Source organism: Enterobacter sp. H2G27 (genome assembly GCF_054403075.1).
Window position 1 is genome coordinate 1,134,312 of the sequence record NZ_JBSVSI010000001.1, and the last position, 16,733, is coordinate 1,151,044.

The 16,733-nt window shown below is 53.2% G+C and carries 12 protein-coding genes; 10 read left to right on the forward strand and 2 right to left on the reverse strand.

The window, feature by feature from the left end:
• Nucleotides 1-10: 10 nt before the first annotated feature.
• The 5 genes from ACW9E7_RS05350 (at nt 11) to ACW9E7_RS05370 (ending at nt 7,121) form a co-directional block, all read left to right on the forward strand.
• Entirely contained in the window at nt 11-1,105 is a 1,095-nt protein-coding gene (locus ACW9E7_RS05350) for an HlyD family secretion protein (protein ID WP_047742414.1), read from the forward strand.
• On the forward strand, nt 1,102-2,673 hold the full coding sequence (locus ACW9E7_RS05355; RefSeq protein ID WP_458727359.1) for a DHA2 family efflux MFS transporter permease subunit: 1,572 nt from the start codon (nt 1,102-1,104) through the stop codon (nt 2,671-2,673). The genes ACW9E7_RS05350 and ACW9E7_RS05355 overlap by 4 nt, the downstream gene beginning before the upstream one ends.
• The gene (locus ACW9E7_RS05360) at nt 2,673-4,196 is read left to right on the forward strand and encodes an efflux transporter outer membrane subunit (protein ID WP_458727360.1); all 1,524 of its coding nucleotides are present in this window, start codon (nt 2,673-2,675) and stop codon (nt 4,194-4,196) included. The genes ACW9E7_RS05355 and ACW9E7_RS05360 overlap by 1 nt, the downstream gene beginning before the upstream one ends.
• 105 nt (nt 4,197-4,301) lie before the next feature.
• Nucleotides 4,302-5,342 carry an aldo/keto reductase gene (locus ACW9E7_RS05365; protein ID WP_133294049.1) on the forward strand — a complete coding sequence of 347 codons (1,041 nt, stop codon included), beginning with the start codon at nt 4,302-4,304 and terminating at the stop codon, nt 5,340-5,342.
• Between the two features lie 198 nt (nt 5,343-5,540).
• On the forward strand, nt 5,541-7,121 hold the full coding sequence (locus ACW9E7_RS05370) for a hypothetical protein (RefSeq protein WP_458727361.1): 1,581 nt from the start codon (nt 5,541-5,543) through the stop codon (nt 7,119-7,121).
• Between the two features lie 4 nt (nt 7,122-7,125).
• Here ACW9E7_RS05370 and ACW9E7_RS05375 read toward each other — a convergent pair whose 3' ends face one another.
• Complete coding sequence (locus tag ACW9E7_RS05375; protein WP_458727362.1) at nt 7,126-8,922, reverse strand: glycoside hydrolase family 2 protein; 1,797 nt, start codon at nt 8,920-8,922, stop codon at nt 7,126-7,128.
• A gap of 361 nt (nt 8,923-9,283) precedes the next feature.
• On the opposite strand from ACW9E7_RS05375, the gene ACW9E7_RS05380 reads away from it, so the two are divergent.
• Together ACW9E7_RS05380 and ACW9E7_RS05385 are read left to right on the forward strand one after the other, a co-directional pair.
• A complete protein-coding gene (locus ACW9E7_RS05380) occupies nt 9,284-10,594 on the forward strand; it encodes an MFS transporter (protein ID WP_458727363.1) in 1,311 nt (436 codons plus the stop codon).
• A gap of 23 nt (nt 10,595-10,617) precedes the next feature.
• Nucleotides 10,618-11,730, forward strand: coding sequence for a hypothetical protein (locus ACW9E7_RS05385; protein WP_458727364.1), 1,113 nt, complete (start codon nt 10,618-10,620; stop codon nt 11,728-11,730).
• Between the two features lie 97 nt (nt 11,731-11,827).
• On the opposite strand, the gene ACW9E7_RS05390 is transcribed toward ACW9E7_RS05385, so the two are convergent.
• Entirely contained in the window at nt 11,828-12,931 is a 1,104-nt protein-coding gene (locus tag ACW9E7_RS05390; RefSeq protein WP_458727365.1) for a M14 family metallopeptidase, read from the reverse strand.
• A 298-nt stretch (nt 12,932-13,229) separates the two neighbouring features.
• Between ACW9E7_RS05390 and ACW9E7_RS05395 the strand changes: the two genes are divergently transcribed.
• The 3 genes from ACW9E7_RS05395 to ACW9E7_RS05405 are packed head-to-tail and all read left to right on the forward strand — an operon-like array spanning nt 13,230 to nt 16,712.
• Nucleotides 13,230-14,606 carry a glycoside hydrolase family 1 protein gene (locus ACW9E7_RS05395; RefSeq protein WP_458727366.1) on the forward strand — a complete coding sequence of 459 codons (1,377 nt, stop codon included), beginning with the start codon at nt 13,230-13,232 and terminating at the stop codon, nt 14,604-14,606.
• 51 nt (nt 14,607-14,657) lie between these two features.
• Nucleotides 14,658-15,980, forward strand: coding sequence for a PTS sugar transporter subunit IIC (locus ACW9E7_RS05400; protein WP_458727367.1), 1,323 nt, complete (start codon nt 14,658-14,660; stop codon nt 15,978-15,980).
• Between the two features lie 15 nt (nt 15,981-15,995).
• Nucleotides 15,996-16,712: a GntR family transcriptional regulator gene (locus tag ACW9E7_RS05405; RefSeq protein WP_115874566.1), complete on the forward strand. Its 717-nt coding sequence runs from the start codon at nt 15,996-15,998 to the stop codon at nt 16,710-16,712.
• Nucleotides 16,713-16,733 lie beyond the last annotated feature (21 nt).

Sequence of the window (16,733 nt, forward strand, 5' to 3'; positions counted from 1 at the left end):
TTGCTGAACTATGGCTGAAGATCAAAACCCGCCTGCTGACGAGCAGGACAAAAACAATAATGAGCGTAAGCGCCCGGGCAAGAAACCGTTAATTATCCTCGGCATTGTCGTCGTGGTAATGGTCGTCGTGGCGCTGGTCTGGTGGTTTTTAACCCGTAACGAAGAGACGACTGACGACGCCTTTACCGACGGCGACGTGGTGACGATTGCCCCGAAAACGGCGGGCTACGTCACCGAGCTTCGGGTGCGCGATAACCAGCGCGTGAAAAAGGGCGATCTGCTGGTGGTCATCGATCCGCGAGATACCACCGCGCAGCGCGATCAGGCCCAGGCCCAGCTTGGGCTGGCTATCGCGCAGCTGCATCAGGCCCAGGCGCAGCTGGCGCTTTCAAAAGTCCAGTATCCCGCCCAGCGTGACGAAGCCAAAGCGCAGGTGCTGAAAGCGCAGGCCGATCTGGCTAACGCACAGGCGGAGTACCGTCGCCAGCGCGGCGTCGACCCGCGGGCAACCACCCAGCAAAGCATTGATTCCGCGAACGCTCAGCTGCGTAGCGCCCAGGCAGGGCTGGCCAGCGCCCAGGCGCAGCTGGAAGTGGCAGAGCAGGTACAGCTGCAAATCCGCCAGCAGGAAACCAACGTTGAAGCGCGCGAGCGTCAGGTCGATCAGGCGAAAGCGCAGCTTGAAACGGCCAATCTGAATCTCTCTTACACCGAAGTCCGCGCCCCGTTCGACGGATTTGTCACCAAACGCAACGTGCAGCCCGGCACCCTGGTGCAGGCGGGAACGGCGCTGTTCTCACTGGTTTCGCCGAACGTGTGGGTGGTGGCGAACTTCAAAGAGTCCCAGCTTGAGCGCATGAAGCCGGGCGATAAGGTCACCGTGTCCGTCGACGCGTGGCCGGATATGGAGCTTGAGGGGCACGTAGACAGTATCCAGCAGGGCAGCGGCTCGCGCTTCTCCGCCTTCCCGGCAGAAAATGCCACCGGTAACTTCGTCAAAATTGTGCAGCGCGTGCCGGTCAAAATCGTGATTGATAAAGGCCTCGATCCGAACAAACCGCTGCCGCTGGGGCTGTCGGTTGCACCGAAGGTGACGGTGGAATGACGGATCACAGCCACGACAGCTGGAAGCCCGCCAGCAATCCGTGGGCGGTGGCGATTGTCGTCACCCTGGCGGTGTTTATGGAAATTCTGGACACCACCATCGTCAACGTGGCGCTGCCCCACGTGGCGGGTTCGCTCTCGTCCAGCTATGACGAATCTACCTGGGTATTAACCAGCTACCTGGTCGCGAACGGCATCGTGTTGCCCATCTCGGCGTTTCTGAGCCGCGTGTTCGGCCGCAAGCAGTTCTTCCTGATCTGCATCGTCATGTTTACCGTCTGCTCGTTTCTGTGCGGGATTGCCACCGAGCTGTGGCAGATCATCCTGTTCCGCGTGATGCAGGGCTTTTTTGGCGGCGGGCTGCAGCCCACGCAGCAGTCGGTGCTGCTCGACTACTTCAAGCCGGAGGACAGGGGCAAAGCGTTTGGGCTCTCATCCATCGCGATTATCGTTGCACCGGTCCTCGGCCCGACGCTGGGCGGCTGGATCACCGACAACTACTCCTGGCGCTGGGTGTTCTTTATCAATATTCCGGTGGGGATTGTCACGGTGCTGGCGATCTACCAGCTGCTGGAAGATCCTCCGTGGGAGAGCAAATCAAAAGAGAAGCTGAGTATCGACTGGACGGGGATCGGCCTGATCGCGTTAGGGCTTGGCTGCCTGCAGGTGATGCTTGACCGGGGAGAGGATGAGGACTGGTTCTACTCGAACTTTATCCGTACCTTCGCGGTGTTAACGCTAATCGGCATTATCGGTGCCATTTACTGGCTGGTGTATGCCAAAAAGCCGGTGGTGGATCTGCACTGCATGAAGGACCGCAACTTTGCCATCTCCAGCCTGCTGATGGCGGGGATGGCGATGATTTTGTACGGCAGTTCCGTGGTGATCCCGCAGCTGGCGCAGCAGGACCTGGGCTATACCGCCACCTGGTCCGGGCTGGTGCTGTCGCCCGGGGCGGTGCTGATTGTGCTGACTATTCCGCTGGTGCTGAAGCTGATGCCGGTTGTACAGACGCGCTGGATTATCGCCTTTGGCTTTACCTGTCTGGCGGTGTCGTTCTTCTGGTCGCGCACGCTGACCCCGGATATCGACTTCGAGACGCTGGTACTGTTCCGCAGCGCCCAGTCGCTGGGACTGGGATTCCTGTTTGTGCCCCTGACCACCATTGCCTTTATTTCGATCCCAAGACGGCTGAATGCCGATGCGGCGGCGCTGTTTACCATGTTCCGCAACGTGGCGGGCTCGGTCGGGATCTCGCTGTCGACGGCGGCCATCACCGAACGGTCTCAGGCGCACAGTGCGCACCTTGCGTACCACGCCTCGCCGTTTAACGAGCAGTTCCAGCTGGCAATACGCGAAAGCGCCCAGGCAATCCAGAACTTCACCACCCAGGTAGGGGACCCCATCGGGATTGCCACCGGACGCATGTACCAGACCATGATTGAGCAGTCGCGCTTTTTGGCCTACATCGACGTCTTCACCATCCTGAGCGCCGTGGCCTTGTTACTGATTCCGTTTTGTTTGTTGCTCTCGCCGGTTAAGAGCGAGGGGAGTGCAGGAGCACATTGATGATACACAGACGTTTACACCCCCTGATGATAATGATGCTGCTGGCAGGCTGCGCCGTCGGGCCGGACTATCAGCCGCCCGCACCCCCTGCCGTCACGCACTGGAACGATAAGGTCGACAGCACGGTGAAATCGCAGACTACCTCCGCCGCGACAAACCCGCGCTGGTGGAAAACCTTCGGTTCGCCGCAGTTAGATAGCCTGGTTGAGCGCGCCATCGCCGGGAACCTGACGCTGCAGCAGACGGTGCTGCGCATCGCCGGAGCGCGTGAGCAGATTAACCAGGCGGGCGGGGCGTTTTACCCGTCGGTGAACGGCAATCTGCGGGCGACGCGCCAGCAGCTCGGGCTGGAAGGGGAGCTGAAGTCCCACGGCGTGTACGACCAGCTGGATAATGTCGATCCTGAGCTGCGGGGCGCGTTAGGCCCCCTGACGCAGCCGATCAACCTCTACCAGGGCAGCTTCGACGCCCAGTGGGAAATCGACCTGTGGGGCAAGGTACGCCGGCAGGTGGAAGCCGCCGAAGCGCAGCAGAAAGCCGCTATCGAGCAGCGTAACGACGCGCTGGTGTCGCTGGAGGCGGAAGTGGCGCGCGCGTGGCTCCAGCTGCGCGGGGCGCAGAGCATTATCGCCACGCTGAACACCCAGATTAAAAGCGCGCAGCAGACGCTGGATCTGACCGAAAGCCGCCAGCGGGGCGGGCTGTCGCCGCAGATGGATGTAGAAAATGCGCGGGCGCAACTGGGCAACCTGGAGGCGCAGCTGCCGCAGTACCAGGCGCAGGAGCGGCAGGCGATGAACGGTCTGGCGATCCTCCTCGGCAAGCCGCCGGGTGCGCTCGATGCGGAGTTACAAAGCGTGCAGCCGATGCCCGCATTGCCGGATATCGTGCAGACCGGCATTCCGTCTACGCTCGCGCGACGCCGTCCGGACGTGCGCGAAGCTGAGGCGAACCTCCATGCTGCTACGGCGCAAATTGGCGTCTCGGTGGCGGAGCTGTTCCCGAGCTTTACCCTCTCCGGGCAGTTTGGCCTGCGCAACAGCGAAACCAACTGGCTGACCGACTGGAGCAGCCACTTCTACAGCTTTGGCCCGCAGGTCTCCATTCCCATCTTCCAGGGCGGGCGGCTGGTTTCCAGCGTGAAGGTGGCGCGCGCGCAGCAGGGGGCGGCGGTGCTGGACTATCGTCAGACGGTGCTCACCGCGCTTGGCGATGTCGAAAATGCGCTGGTGAGCTATCGCACCGACCAGCAGCGTGAGGCGGGCCTGGCGAAAACCATTGATGCCCTGCAAAACGCCTTCGATTTAGCCAGCGACAGCTACCGCCAGGGGATCGCCAGCTTTATCGACGTGCTGGACGCCCAGCGTCAGCTGGCGCAGGCCCAGCAGCAGCGCGCGCAGGCGCAGGTGCAAAGCGCGCTCGATCTGGTGGCGCTCTACAAGGCGCTCGGCGGCGGCTGGGAACCGTATCAGCAGGTGCAATTACCGGACTACAGCGTCTTTGGCGACGCCCCGCGCGGATAAATTCAGAGGATTGGGCAAGAAACGGACAGGAACACCACATTCGCGATGGCTGAGGGGCGGGTATAACTATCGTGTACCCCTTAAACGACATGCGAGGATTATCTTATGCGTTATCAAAAACTGGGCAATACCGGTCTGTTCGTTTCTGAACTGTGCCTCGGCACCATGACGTTCGGCGGTGAAGGCGGCATGTGGGGCAAGATTGGACAGCTCCAGCAAAGCGAAGCAGAACAGCTGGTGGGCCGCGCGCTGGATGCCGGGATCAACTTTATCGACACCGCGGATGTCTACTCGGAAGGGCGTTCGGAGGAGATCGTCGGCCAGGCGCTGAAAAACCTGAAAATTCCGCGCGAGAACGTGGTGGTCGCGACCAAAGTGTTTGGCGAAACCGGAACGGCAGGGGTGAACTCGCGCGGCAGCTCGCGCTATCACATCATCAGCAGCGTGAAGGAGAGCCTGCGCCGCCTGCAGCTCGATCATATCGATCTCTATCAGCTGCACGGCTTCGACCCGGCCACGCCGATTGAAGAGACACTGTATGCGCTGGATAACCTGGTGCAGCACGGCCACGTGCGCTATATCGGCGTCTCGAACTGGGCGGCGTGGCAGATTGCCAAAGCGCTGGGCATTTCCGAGCGTCTCGGGCTGGCGCGTTTCGCATCCCTCCAAGCGTATTACACCATCGCCGGACGCGATCTTGAGCGCGAGCTGGTGCCGATGATGCAGAGCGAAGGCGTCGGGCTAATGGTCTGGAGCCCGCTGGCAGGCGGCCTGCTGAGCGGAAAATATGGCCGCGACGGGCAGAGCGAAGCCGGTAGCCGCCGTCTGGAGTTTGACTTCCCGCCGGTGAACAAAGAGCGCGCCTTTGACTGCGTGGACGTGATGCGCGTGATTGCCGAAAGCAAGGGCGTCTCCGTCGCGCAAATCGCGCTGGCCTGGCTGCTGCATCAAAAAGCCGTGACCAGCGTGATTATCGGGGCCAAACGCGTCGAACAGCTGGACGACAACATTGCCGCCACCGGGATCCGCTTAAGCGAAGACGAGCTCAAACAGCTGGATGCGGTGAGCGCGCTGCCGCGGGAATACCCTGGCTGGATGCTGGAGCGTCAGGGGGAATATCGCAGCAATCAGCTAGCGCAACAGTAACCTTCCTTTTCCCCGGTGGCGCTTCGCCTGCCGGGGATGAGAGATAAGTAAATGACGAGATGCTGCTTTTTAAAGGCAAACCGTATCACTACTGTAATTAGGAATTCAGGATGTCTATGAACAAAGAAATGTGGTGAATGAAAAATAAAAGCTATAAAATGTAAGTCATGGCAAACGTTCTTAGTGTGGTTTCTTTAAGTGCAGAGCTCAATTCCTCTTCGTTTACTAGAAGTAAACTCTTCGCTGATCTGGCACTGGCCATACTTGCAGAATGTCATTTCAGTGATGATAAGGGACAAATTTAATGGGCTTGTCATTAATCAGCAGAATTTATTATCTTTATTAGTCCCTCCTTCAAAGTATTGCCAACATGGTCGTGAAAATCTGTTGCGTGAGCACCAGGAACATTTATTGTATTTGCAACGATTATGTCGTTATTGTCAGGCATCGGGTATTGGAGTTTGGTTGCAAGGCGAAGCACTGCCGCGGGATGGAAAAATACAAGAAAAATATCCAGAATATGCTTTGGTTGATAATATTAGTGCAGATGAAATTTTCTGGAAAAATTTTTATCAACACGCACTCTTTGAAGCCTTAGAACAGTTATCCGGCATTGATGGAATGATTGTTAATCTTCATCGACATCAACCTTATAAAGCCAGCTGGGTCTCAACAATCCCCTTCCTCTATCAGACATTGCGAAGTCTGGGAAAAAAAATGGTCCTGCGTGACTATATGGAGGATGAGGCAGCATCATGGCAATTAGTCAATGCGTTGCAGGTATTACCTCCGGATGTGAGGGTATCGATAAAAGCGGTTGCTCATGGTTATCGCCCGGGTTTTGTAAATAATCCTCTATTGACTCAGCTTGCAGGGCGGATCAAGTGGATTGAGTTTGATATGTGGGGGCTGGAGTATGGCTGGACTCTGCTACCGTGCTACTTATTAGAGGAAATACAGGGCCGTCTGAGTTGGGTCGAAAGTATGGCCGGTGAGGAGCTGGAAGCGATTACGGGACGGCTTAGTTGGGAATGGATCTCTAACAGTTCCCTGATTAATTCAGTAAATTCAGTGAACCTGCATGGCTTAGCGATGTTTGGCCGTGAAATATTTATGTCCGAAAAACAGGCGTTTCACTGCTGGCTCACGGATATGCTTGAGCGTAAGGTAGATGTGGCTGAATTAAACATCTTTCATCAATTGTACGCCTGCAGCTATGAATGGATGAGGAAGACACCCTATATTTTGGGACATGTTTTACACCATTTTAGCCAGGTCCCGGTAAGCTATGCGCAAGCCGTAAAACAACTGCAGTTGCATTTGCTTAAATCTGATGATTATGCGGCGACGGTCTTGTTCCCGATAAACGATCCCGATATCGGACGGCAACAGTTCCAGCAATTAGTGTTAGAGAAAGAACGCGCTATGTTTTTGGCACAAGACTCGCGTAACCGGCTCTTTCAAATAATACAGTCTATTGAGATGTCGGATGATAAAAAAGATTTATTCAAACGCGTCTGGGATCGCGTCCCGTACTACACTGAAATGTTCAACAGAGTCGCGCGAAGTGTCGCTATGAAAATCATGGTAGATCGTTACGGCCACGAGAGTGGCATATCGACATTTGAATTAAATAACGAAATTAATGAACTGCGCCTTCTGGCCATTCGGATTTCTGGGTGGATTGATAAAGAAGAACAACAACAGCCACACTATCTGGCTATGCTATTTGATCCTGCCAGGCTACTTAGCCTGGCAGAAAGTTTGACAGAAAATTGATCAATTATGACCCGGCATTTTTTAATTGCTGATAAAAATCACGCAATACATAAAATGCTTTTTTACGCGTTATTTTATCTGCGGTAATCAGTCCCTTGCAATTGAATCCTTTCTGATAGGGGTTCTGACGTCTTTCCGTACGGTAGTCATACAACAACCATGGGGTAAAACCGCGCACATAATTGAGTTTTGGCAGATACTCGGTCTGTTTGCGATAAACATCCGCCATGTAGTTCTCCGAGAATGGCCCCGACTGAGGCGCATGTTCGCCCGGAACGCCCTCGGCACCAGTTTCAGTGATGACAACAGGCTTTGTTGGCGACGAGTTTTCACCGAGCACAATCAGATCGTCAAAATTCTCTTCGTACCAGCCGTAATACTCATTCAGACCGATAATATCAAGATAATCTGCCAGACGATCTTCAATCTTCATTTTTGCATGATTGACAAGGCAGGCGGCAGAAATCAAACGGCTGGGATCGGCCTTGCGGGCAGCTTCAATCAACATGCTCATAAAATCCAGGCGCTCATCGGTATCGGCATTTTCATTACCTACGGACCAGATAATTACGCTGGCACGGTTTCGATCGCGATAGATTAACTCCATTAACTGGTTATGCGCATCGCGCTGCGTTGCCGGATTTTTAAAATCTATCGCCCAGTAGTTTGGAATTTCTTCCCAAAGCAACAAACCGACCTCATCCGCAATACGCGCGACCATCTCATGGTGAGGGTAATGCGCCAGCCTCAGGTAGTTGCAGTTGAGCTCCTTAGCATCATGAAAACGGCGGCGGATATCCGCTTCGTTGGTCATTTTTCCCAATAATACGTCATCTTCGTGGCAATTTACGCCGCGTAGATAGAGCGACTTACCGTTTAGACGAATATCCGTACCTACAACGTCAATTTGCCTGAAACCCACGCGGTCGCTGACACAGTCTCGTCCCAGCGATGCCATAACACGATACAATTTAGGGTACTCAGGAGACCAAATCTGCGGCTCAGCAGACAGGTTAGCTTCAGCAACGCCATTAATCACCGGCAGTGTTACGGAGATGCCCAGTTCAGCGAGAGAGAAATTCACCTCTCGCGCATCACCTTCCACTGCTATTCTCACGGCTATTTTATTGTATTTTCCGTCTGGAACTAAATAAACGAACAGATCCTTGATATAAGTTTGCGGCGTTCGAATAATATCAATCTCGCGGTATATCCCGCCGTAGTTGAACCAGTCATTATTTCTCAAGGGTAGCCTGTCAGTAGTGCGGGTGTTATTCACACATAACATCACCACATTTTTTCCCGGTTGCAATGCAGGCGTTAATTCAGCGCAAAATGGGGTAGAGCCCCCATAGTGGTTACCTATAAACTGATGATTGACAAAAATTTTGCAATCGTAATTGGCTGCGCCTATGCGTAAGAAAATACGTTCATCCACGTCCTGTTTGAGGTAATCAATTTCCCGGGTGTACCACGCGCTCCCTTCAAAATAAAACCATTTTTCTTTCATCATTTGCCAGCATCCCGGCACCGGAACGGTATCGCCCGAAAAAGGATCGTAATCGTAAGGATCGCGACGTGTTTCAGCATCGATTTCCTCTAATAGATACCATTTTTGTCTTAATCCTGTGTCGTGAAGATCCAGCGTAAAGCGCCATTCGCCACTCAGGCTTTCACGGTCTCGGCCACCCGTGAATAACAGATTAGTATGATTGAGATTCTGCTTATTATACGGCTGGTCATATTGCTCGTTATGTAAGCATTCAACGGCGTTTTCAGCCAGGTCTGATTTTTCCAGCATGGGATATCCTTCATAAAAGAGGTGTTTCTGAAGAATAACGGCTCGAATTCAGACGCTGGAGATGTTCTTCATCAACAGAGGAGCAGTAGAGAGGAAAAAACATGTAAATGTGATGGAGGTCAAATAGGACCCCAATTTTGATGTGATGCAAATCTCATAATTGATTTTACCAGGGTGATTTTGATCACATCTGTAACCCTGAGGCGCGATATGACTCACATAAAATGAGGGCAGGACTTCAGGGATCTCACTTCTGTTTCTTATCCGTCATTCATCCAGAGCGGATCACGTACACTGGTTGAAAATGATGACTACAGGGTCTGTTTGGATACGATTATTAAATCGTGACGGAGGAAATACGATGGGTCAGTTGCAGGATGGTGTCAGTAATGAGGCAGTAAATATTGGTTCTACAACCAGTCGATATAGATGGACAATTTGCGCGTTGCTCTTTTTTTCAGTGACCATAAATAATCTCGACAGATCTATTTTAGGGTTGCTCGCCCCAATATTACAAAAAGATATTGGCTGGAATGAAATTGAATACGGTAATATAGTTACGGCATTTCAGGCTGCCTATGCCTTAGGTTTATTCCTGTGTGGACGTTTCGTCGACGTTTATGGTGCACGCCTGGTTTTACCTATCGCACTGGCCATCTGGAGTTTAGCTGCGATGGCTCACGGAATGGTCGGTACCGTTATCGGATTTATTTACGCGCGAATTTTCCTTGGGTTGGGGGAGAGTGCTAACTTCCCTTCAGCTGTGAAGGTTGCCGCAGAATGGTTCCCGAAACGAGAGCGTGCTTTCGCAACGGGTATTTTTAATTCGGGTTCCAATGTCGGTAATATTTTTGCTCCTGTTATTATTCCCTGGATAGCATTACAGTGGGGGGGGCGTGAAGCATTCATCGTAACCGGTGCCGTAGGGTTTATCTGGATTGTTTTCTGGTTAATATTATACGGAAAGCCGGAGAGAATTAAAAAGGTTAATAAAGAAGAATTATCCTGGATTAATCAGGATGATGAAGCAGGTATTAAAGAACAAACACCTCAAAAAATCAGCTGGTTGGGTTTGCTGAAATATAAGCAGACCTGGGCATTCGCCATTTGCAAATTTCTCACTGACCCGATTTTCTGGTTCTTCCTTTTTTGGTTACCGAAGTGGCTGCATGACGCTCGCGGTATTGATATGGCACATATGGCGATGCCCCTGGTTATAATCAATATTCTGGCAACGATGGGCGGTCTTGCAGGTGGTTATCTCCCGGCATGGATGGTAAACCGTGGTATGGCCGTCAATAAAGCGCGTAAAGCGACATTATTGTTATGCGCTACCTGCGTGCTTCCTATTTTACTGGTCTCGAATGTTTCCAGTCTTTGGTGCGCTGTGCTGCTGATTGGGCTTGCTGTGGCAGCGCATCAGGGCTGGTCAGTCAATCTTTATACCAGCGTATCCGATATGTTCCCAAAACAGGCGGTGGGTGCTGTTGTTGGTATTGGTTGCCTGATCGGTTCTCTCGGTTCAATTCTTTTTACGCAGGCCACAGGACATATTTTACAGGCAACTGGAAGCTATTGGTCTATTTTCCTGATGGGCGGTTTTGCCTATTTACTGGGTTTCCTGATAATGCATTTATTAATTCCTGCAATGTCTGCGGCTAAATTTAAGTAATAATAACTCTACGGGTACCGAACATGTCATTTACCGATAGTCTGTTAAAGGAACGTATTCTTGCAGCCAGAGAGAAAAGTCTTCTTTGGCTAAAGAAAATGCAACACCCCAACGCAACGCCTGGCGTGTTACGCGTTAGCGAACTTCACCAGCCCGAACAATGGCCACAGATGCTTCTGCCGGGAACCTATGATGGCACGATGGCTCGCATTTTATTGGGTGATGAGATCGCCGGGAAAGAAGCGCTTGCGGACTGGATATTGGGCCATCAGCGGGAGGACGGTTTTTTCCAGTTGCCGGGATTGTGCTGGAACGAAACATGGAAAGGACCGGATGCTGAAAAAACGCGCCAGTACATGCTTTTTCATACAACAAATTATTGTATGGGGACGCTGGAAGTGCTGGATCAACTGGATAGAATCGAGCTGCCATTTTTGAAACCCTACCTCGACGCTCAGTATTTTTGGGCATGGTTAGGTCAACGTGATATGCGCGATCCCTGGCTGGAAGGTAACAATATCGTCAATATCGGAAGTTTTTTGTTACTCGAACAGCTGAGAGATCCGAACGGTCCTGCGACTCAACGTTTGCAGGATATGATCTTCTGGCATAATCAGCAAAGCGAGCCCTATTCAGGTTTTTGGGGCCCGGGTCAACAGTACAGCCAGGAAGCTTTATTGTTTGCGCTCTGCGGTGCGACGCATAATTTACATGTATTTTATGCACTCGATGAAAATATTCCCTATTTTAACCAGTCAATAAGCCGCTGCCTGGAACAACCACTAGCCATTCGCAGCGGCTGTATTGATGTCGATATTATCGATATTCTGGCGCACGGCCACGCGCGTTGCCCATATCGCAGTGATGAAATTGAACAATGGCTCCGCAGTATGCTCGTGAAATTGCTGGACTTCCAGAACGCGGATGGTGGATTCCCGGACACCTTAATTGGCGAGCGAGGGTATGATGGATGGGTGAAGGGATATAAAGAGCCTCAGGGATATAGTAATACGTTTGCCACCTGGTTCCGATGGATAGCTATCGCGATGATCGCCCATGTTTTATGGCCTCAATGGCAGGACTGGCGTTTCCGTAAGACGATTGGGATTGGATATTTTAAAAACGTATCGAGGTGATTTTTAAATTTCTTTGCCCATCGTTACAGCAATCGGCGAAAGCGGCTTATTTCACTGAGCATGCTTTTGCCGATTCAACGATGGGCTCTGGCGGAAATCAGCAACCGTCTTTGCAGGTTGCCGCTGGATTTTGCTCAAGAACTCTTACCAGCAGGGCTCGGGGCTCTCTGACTACATCTGTTCCAATTGACAGTACTTTGCCGTCCCGTTCTGCTGAATACTTCGCGACAACATCACCGAACGCATTTCGCTGCAGGGCGACTTCTTGTCCTGCTTTTACCGTATCGCCGGGCTTAACGAATACTTCCGCAAACCCACCCGTGGCTGCTCGTATTGAACTGATAGCATTACCAATATACGTTTTATTGCTGCTGGCGGTTGCGCCGATTTTGCCTTCAATCACTTTGTAATGGATCAGTACATTGCGGGCACCCTCTACACCCCGGGCAATCATATCCTGCTGGTAAATCCTCGGCTCTCCCGTCTCGGCCGTTATCGCCGGGATACCATTTTGAATAAAGGTAGTTTCCATTGAGCCGGCTTCACCGGGATCTTTCTTGATTTGATCTGCCGGAAAAAGTTCTGCAATAGTCCGGGCATCCGCATTGCGGTAGTCAGCATAAATGAACAGCGGATAAGCCGTTCCGGTAGACTGGGTGTGATAGTCAATCGCCAGGTCGACATTTCCCTTGTAAACGTTATTCCACATCATCCATGCCTGACGCTCGGCAGGGTTACCCGTTTCTTTTCCCGGATGCACGCGGTTGTAGTCGATCGTCTCACCCCCATCGGTTGAAACGGACCATGTCCGGGAGACCCTTTCAAGTCCAGAACGGTTTGGACCTATAATGCCAATAACGCTGCCGTTCATTTTTGCGGGGTCCAGTTGTTCCATTACTTTTTGTACGATGCGCACTCCGTTTAGCTCATCCCCGTGGACGCCCGCCTGCAGCAGAACTTTCTTCCCGTCCGTTTTCCCTTTTGCCACCATGATGGGTACATACCAGCGCTGTCCCGTTCCTGTCTCAACCCCCTCGAACATGAAGCGATGTTGTCCTGCTGTCAGGTCTGATACATCCAGAGTCGAGATGACCGGCACTCCCTGTACCTTATCACCCGTATACACCGTTGCCGCGTAAGTCATTGAGCATGGCAGCGCTAAGCTGAGAGCGAATGCGATACGGCCAGTAGATATCTTCATGAGCGTCATTTTCCATTTGATAGAGTTAAGATTTTTATTTTCCGGCCTGGGCCGTGGTTCGTGCTCATTAAGTTAATAGTGATTTTATGAGGCCAGCCAGCGGCACGAGCGGGAAATGTGATTTTGCATAGGCTAAGGCACCGGCTTCAATAACAGGGTTTGCGCGATTCATTTCCTGCCCGACGTTTTCTTTCCGACATGTCTCACAAAAAACGATCCTCCGCTTTGATCGACATGCCATCTTCACCTATATGACTAGTCATGAATTTTTAAATGACTAGTCATATAGGGAGAGACCATGAACAATCAGCTGCCGGCAAACTTTTTATGGGGCAACTCGGTATCGAGCATGCAGACGGAAGGTGCCTGGAATGAGGGCGGAAAGGGGATGTCTGTGTACGACATTCGTGAAGCCGGGGAGAATGTCTCCGACTGGAAAGTGGCGACCGACTCCTATCACCGCTACCGGGAGGATTTCGACCTGATGCAGGATCTGGGGATGAACTGCTACCGCTTCCAGATCTCATGGAGCCGCGTCTGCCCGCTGGGTGACGGCCCGTTCAATGACGAAGGCATCGCGTTTTACGACCGCTTTATCGACGATCTCATCGCCCGCGGCATCGAGCCGATGATCTGCCTGTACCACTTCGATATGCCGCTGGCGCTGGCGCAGGAGTACAACGGCTTCAACAACCGCCGCGTGATGGACGCCTTTATCCGCTACGGCAAAAAGATGATTGACTGCTATGGCGATCGCGTAAAGTACTGGCTGACCTTCAACGAGCAGAACATCTTCCATATGCCGGAAGCGTTTCGCATATCCGGCTACATGAAAGGGGAGAAAACCCTGCGCGAGCTGTACGAGCTGCAGCACCACACCATGGTGGCGCACATGTCGCTGACCGAGTACCTGCACCAGACCAAACCGGGCCAGCTGATGGGTGGCATGCTGGCGCACCAGCTGATCTACCCGGCCACCTGCAAACCGCGCGATATTTTCTGCGCCCAGCAGTACGACGAGTTCCTCAACCAGAACCTGCTGCGCGTCTTTGCCGGGCAGGGCTACAGCCCGGCGGTGATGGCGGTGGTGGAGCAGGAGGGCTTTGGCGATATCTACCGCGCTGAAGATTTAGCGCTGCTGGCGCGCACCAAAAACGACTATATGGCCTTCAGCTACTATGCCAGTAAAACGCTGGACAGCGATGCGATCCCGGAAGGCACTCCCGTGAACTATTACCTGCTGCACGGCGAGAAAAACAATCCGTACCTGAAAGCCACCGAGTGGAACTGGCAGATCGACCCGCTCGGTTTTCGCACCATCATTACCCGTTATTACAACGACTGGCGCCTGCCGGTGTTCCCGATCGAGAACGGCATCGGGGTGATTGAGTCCTGGGACGGCGTGAACCCGATTGAGGACAACTACCGCATTGACTACCACCGGGCGCATATCAATGCCATGAAAGAGGCGATGTTCGAAGACGGAGCAGAAGTTCTCGGCTACCTCGGCTGGGGCCTGATCGACATTCTCAGCTCTCAGGGTGATATGCGTAAGCGCTACGGCGTGGTCTATGTCAACCGTGAAAACCACGACCTGAAAGACCTGAAGCGCGTGCCGAAGAAGAGCTACGCGTGGTTAAAACAGGTTATCCATACCAACGGACGCGAGATGTAAGCCGTACGCTGCCGGGCCGTTTTTGTGACTGATTGATGGGAAATATCCGCTATGTCTGAAACAAAAATAACACCGCACATGCAGTCTTTTGTCGATAAATTTGTAGAGTTCTCGGCGCGCCTGGCAAACCAGGTGCACCTTCGCTCCCTGCGCGACGCCTTCGCCACGGTGATGCCCATTTTCATCCTCGCCGGTCTGGCGGTGCTGGTGAACAACGTGGTGTTTCCGTGGATTTTTCACGGCGACACGCTCGCGCAGTTTAAGGTGTGGGGTGAGGCGATTATCAACGGCACGCTGAACATCGCCGCGCTGCTGCTAGCCCCGATGATTGCCTGGTCGCTGGCGCGCAACAAAGATTTCGACAATCCGATCTCGGCAGTGGTTATCGCCGTCAGCAGTTTTATCATCATGATGCCGATGCGCTTACAGGTTACGCCCGTTGGCAGCGACGCTGCGGTGAACGTCACGCAGGTGCTGACGTTCGCCAATATCGGCTCCACCGGCATTTTCGCCGGGGTGCTGATTGGGCTGCTCTCAACGGAAGTGTTTATCGCTATTTCGCGCCTGAAGGCGCTGCACATATCGCTCGGGGAAAATGTGCCCCCGGCGGTGAGCAAATCCTTTACCGCGCTGATCCCGACGATCCTCACGCTCTCCCTGTTCGCGGTGCTGGCGGCGATACTGGCAAACGTGCTGCATACGGACCTGATCCATCTCATTACGACCTTTATCCAGCAGCCGCTGCGGCTGATCAACACCAGCCTGCCGGGGACGATTTTTATCTACAGCTTCGGTAACTTCCTGTTCACGCTCGGCATTCATCAGTCAGTCGTTAACAGCGTGGTGCTGGAGCCGTTCCTGCTGATCAACACCAACGAGAACATGCTGGCCTTCGCCAACGGCCAGCCGATCCCGCACATCATCAACAACATCTTCGTGCCGACCTTTGGCATGGTGGGCGGGACGGGCAGCACCATCTCGCTGCTGATTGCCATCTTTATCTTCTCCCGACAAAAGTCGGCGAAGCAGGTGGCGCGTCTGTCGCTGGCGCCGGGCCTGTTTAACATCAACGAACCGGTGATTTTTGGCCTGCCGATTGTGTTTAACCTGCCGCTGATGATCCCGTTTGTGCTGCTGCCCGCCATCGGCATTTACTTCGCCTGGCTCTGTACCACGCTGGGGTTAATGTCGCGCTGCGTGGTGATGATCCCGTGGACCACGCCCCCGATTCTCAGCGCCTGGCTGGCGACGGCAGGGGACTGGCGGGCGGTAGTGGTGCAGTTGGCAATCATCGTATTTGGTGTATTCTTCTACCTGCCTTTCCTCAAAATTGCCGAGCGAGTGGCCTTGAAAAACAGCGGGATAGAAAACTAACTGAAAGGAAGGACGATGGCGGCGAAGTACATCACCATAGCGCGGGAAATCAAGAAACGCATTATCAGCCAGCAGTACGCCGCCAATGAACCGCTCCCGGACCAGTTTGCGCTGGCGGCGGAGTTCAGCACCAGCCGGATGACCATTCAGCAGGCGATGCGCCAGCTGATCGTCGAAGGTCTGGTCTATACCCGTCAGGGCCAGGGCACGTTTATCCGCAAAAACTTCCTCCAGCTCTCGCAGTGGGATCTCTCCGGCAGCGACTACTTCGGCGCGACTAAAACCTGGGAACACCTGGGCAAGGTAACCAGCCAGGTGGTGCATTTTGAGCTGCGCTTCCCGAACGAGAAAGAGCAGGCGTCGCTGATGATCAATGCCGATGCGCCGATCTATGACTTCATTCGCCTGCGTTTGCTGAACGGTGAACCTATGTCGCTGGATTCCACGGTGATGCCGATGAATCTGGTGCCGGGCCTGACGAAAAATCATCTTGAAGGTTCAGTGTTCCAGTACGTGCAGGAGACGCTGGGGCTGAAAATTATGGGGTCGTATCGGGTGGTGCGGGCGCTTAAGCCCAGCGCGCTGGACAGGGAGCATCTGGTCTGCGAGGAAACTGATCCGGTTCTGGAGGTGGAGCAGGTCATTTATCTGGAAGATGGCACAGCGCTGGAGTATGCCCACTGTCACTATCGGTACGACCACGGCGGGATTGTGATCGTGAATAACGGGTAAAAAAAAGCGGGCAGCGAGGCC

Coding starts and splice junctions, on each gene's coding strand:
- ACW9E7_RS05375 (WP_458727362.1), bottom strand. CDS start 8,922: ATGCTGGAAAAATCAGACCTGGCTGAAAACGCCGTTGAATGCTTACAT.
- ACW9E7_RS05360 (WP_458727360.1), top strand. CDS start 2,673: ATGATACACAGACGTTTACACCCCCTGATGATAATGATGCTGCTGGCA.
- ACW9E7_RS05350 (WP_047742414.1), top strand. CDS start 11: ATGGCTGAAGATCAAAACCCGCCTGCTGACGAGCAGGACAAAAACAAT.
- ACW9E7_RS05390 (WP_458727365.1), bottom strand. CDS start 12,931: ATGAAGATATCTACTGGCCGTATCGCATTCGCTCTCAGCTTAGCGCTG.
- ACW9E7_RS05355 (WP_458727359.1), top strand. CDS start 1,102: ATGACGGATCACAGCCACGACAGCTGGAAGCCCGCCAGCAATCCGTGG.
- ACW9E7_RS05380 (WP_458727363.1), top strand. CDS start 9,284: ATGGGTCAGTTGCAGGATGGTGTCAGTAATGAGGCAGTAAATATTGGT.
- ACW9E7_RS05395 (WP_458727366.1), top strand. CDS start 13,230: ATGAACAATCAGCTGCCGGCAAACTTTTTATGGGGCAACTCGGTATCG.
- ACW9E7_RS05405 (WP_115874566.1), top strand. CDS start 15,996: ATGGCGGCGAAGTACATCACCATAGCGCGGGAAATCAAGAAACGCATT.
- ACW9E7_RS05365 (WP_133294049.1), top strand. CDS start 4,302: ATGCGTTATCAAAAACTGGGCAATACCGGTCTGTTCGTTTCTGAACTG.
- ACW9E7_RS05400 (WP_458727367.1), top strand. CDS start 14,658: ATGTCTGAAACAAAAATAACACCGCACATGCAGTCTTTTGTCGATAAA.
- ACW9E7_RS05385 (WP_458727364.1), top strand. CDS start 10,618: ATGTCATTTACCGATAGTCTGTTAAAGGAACGTATTCTTGCAGCCAGA.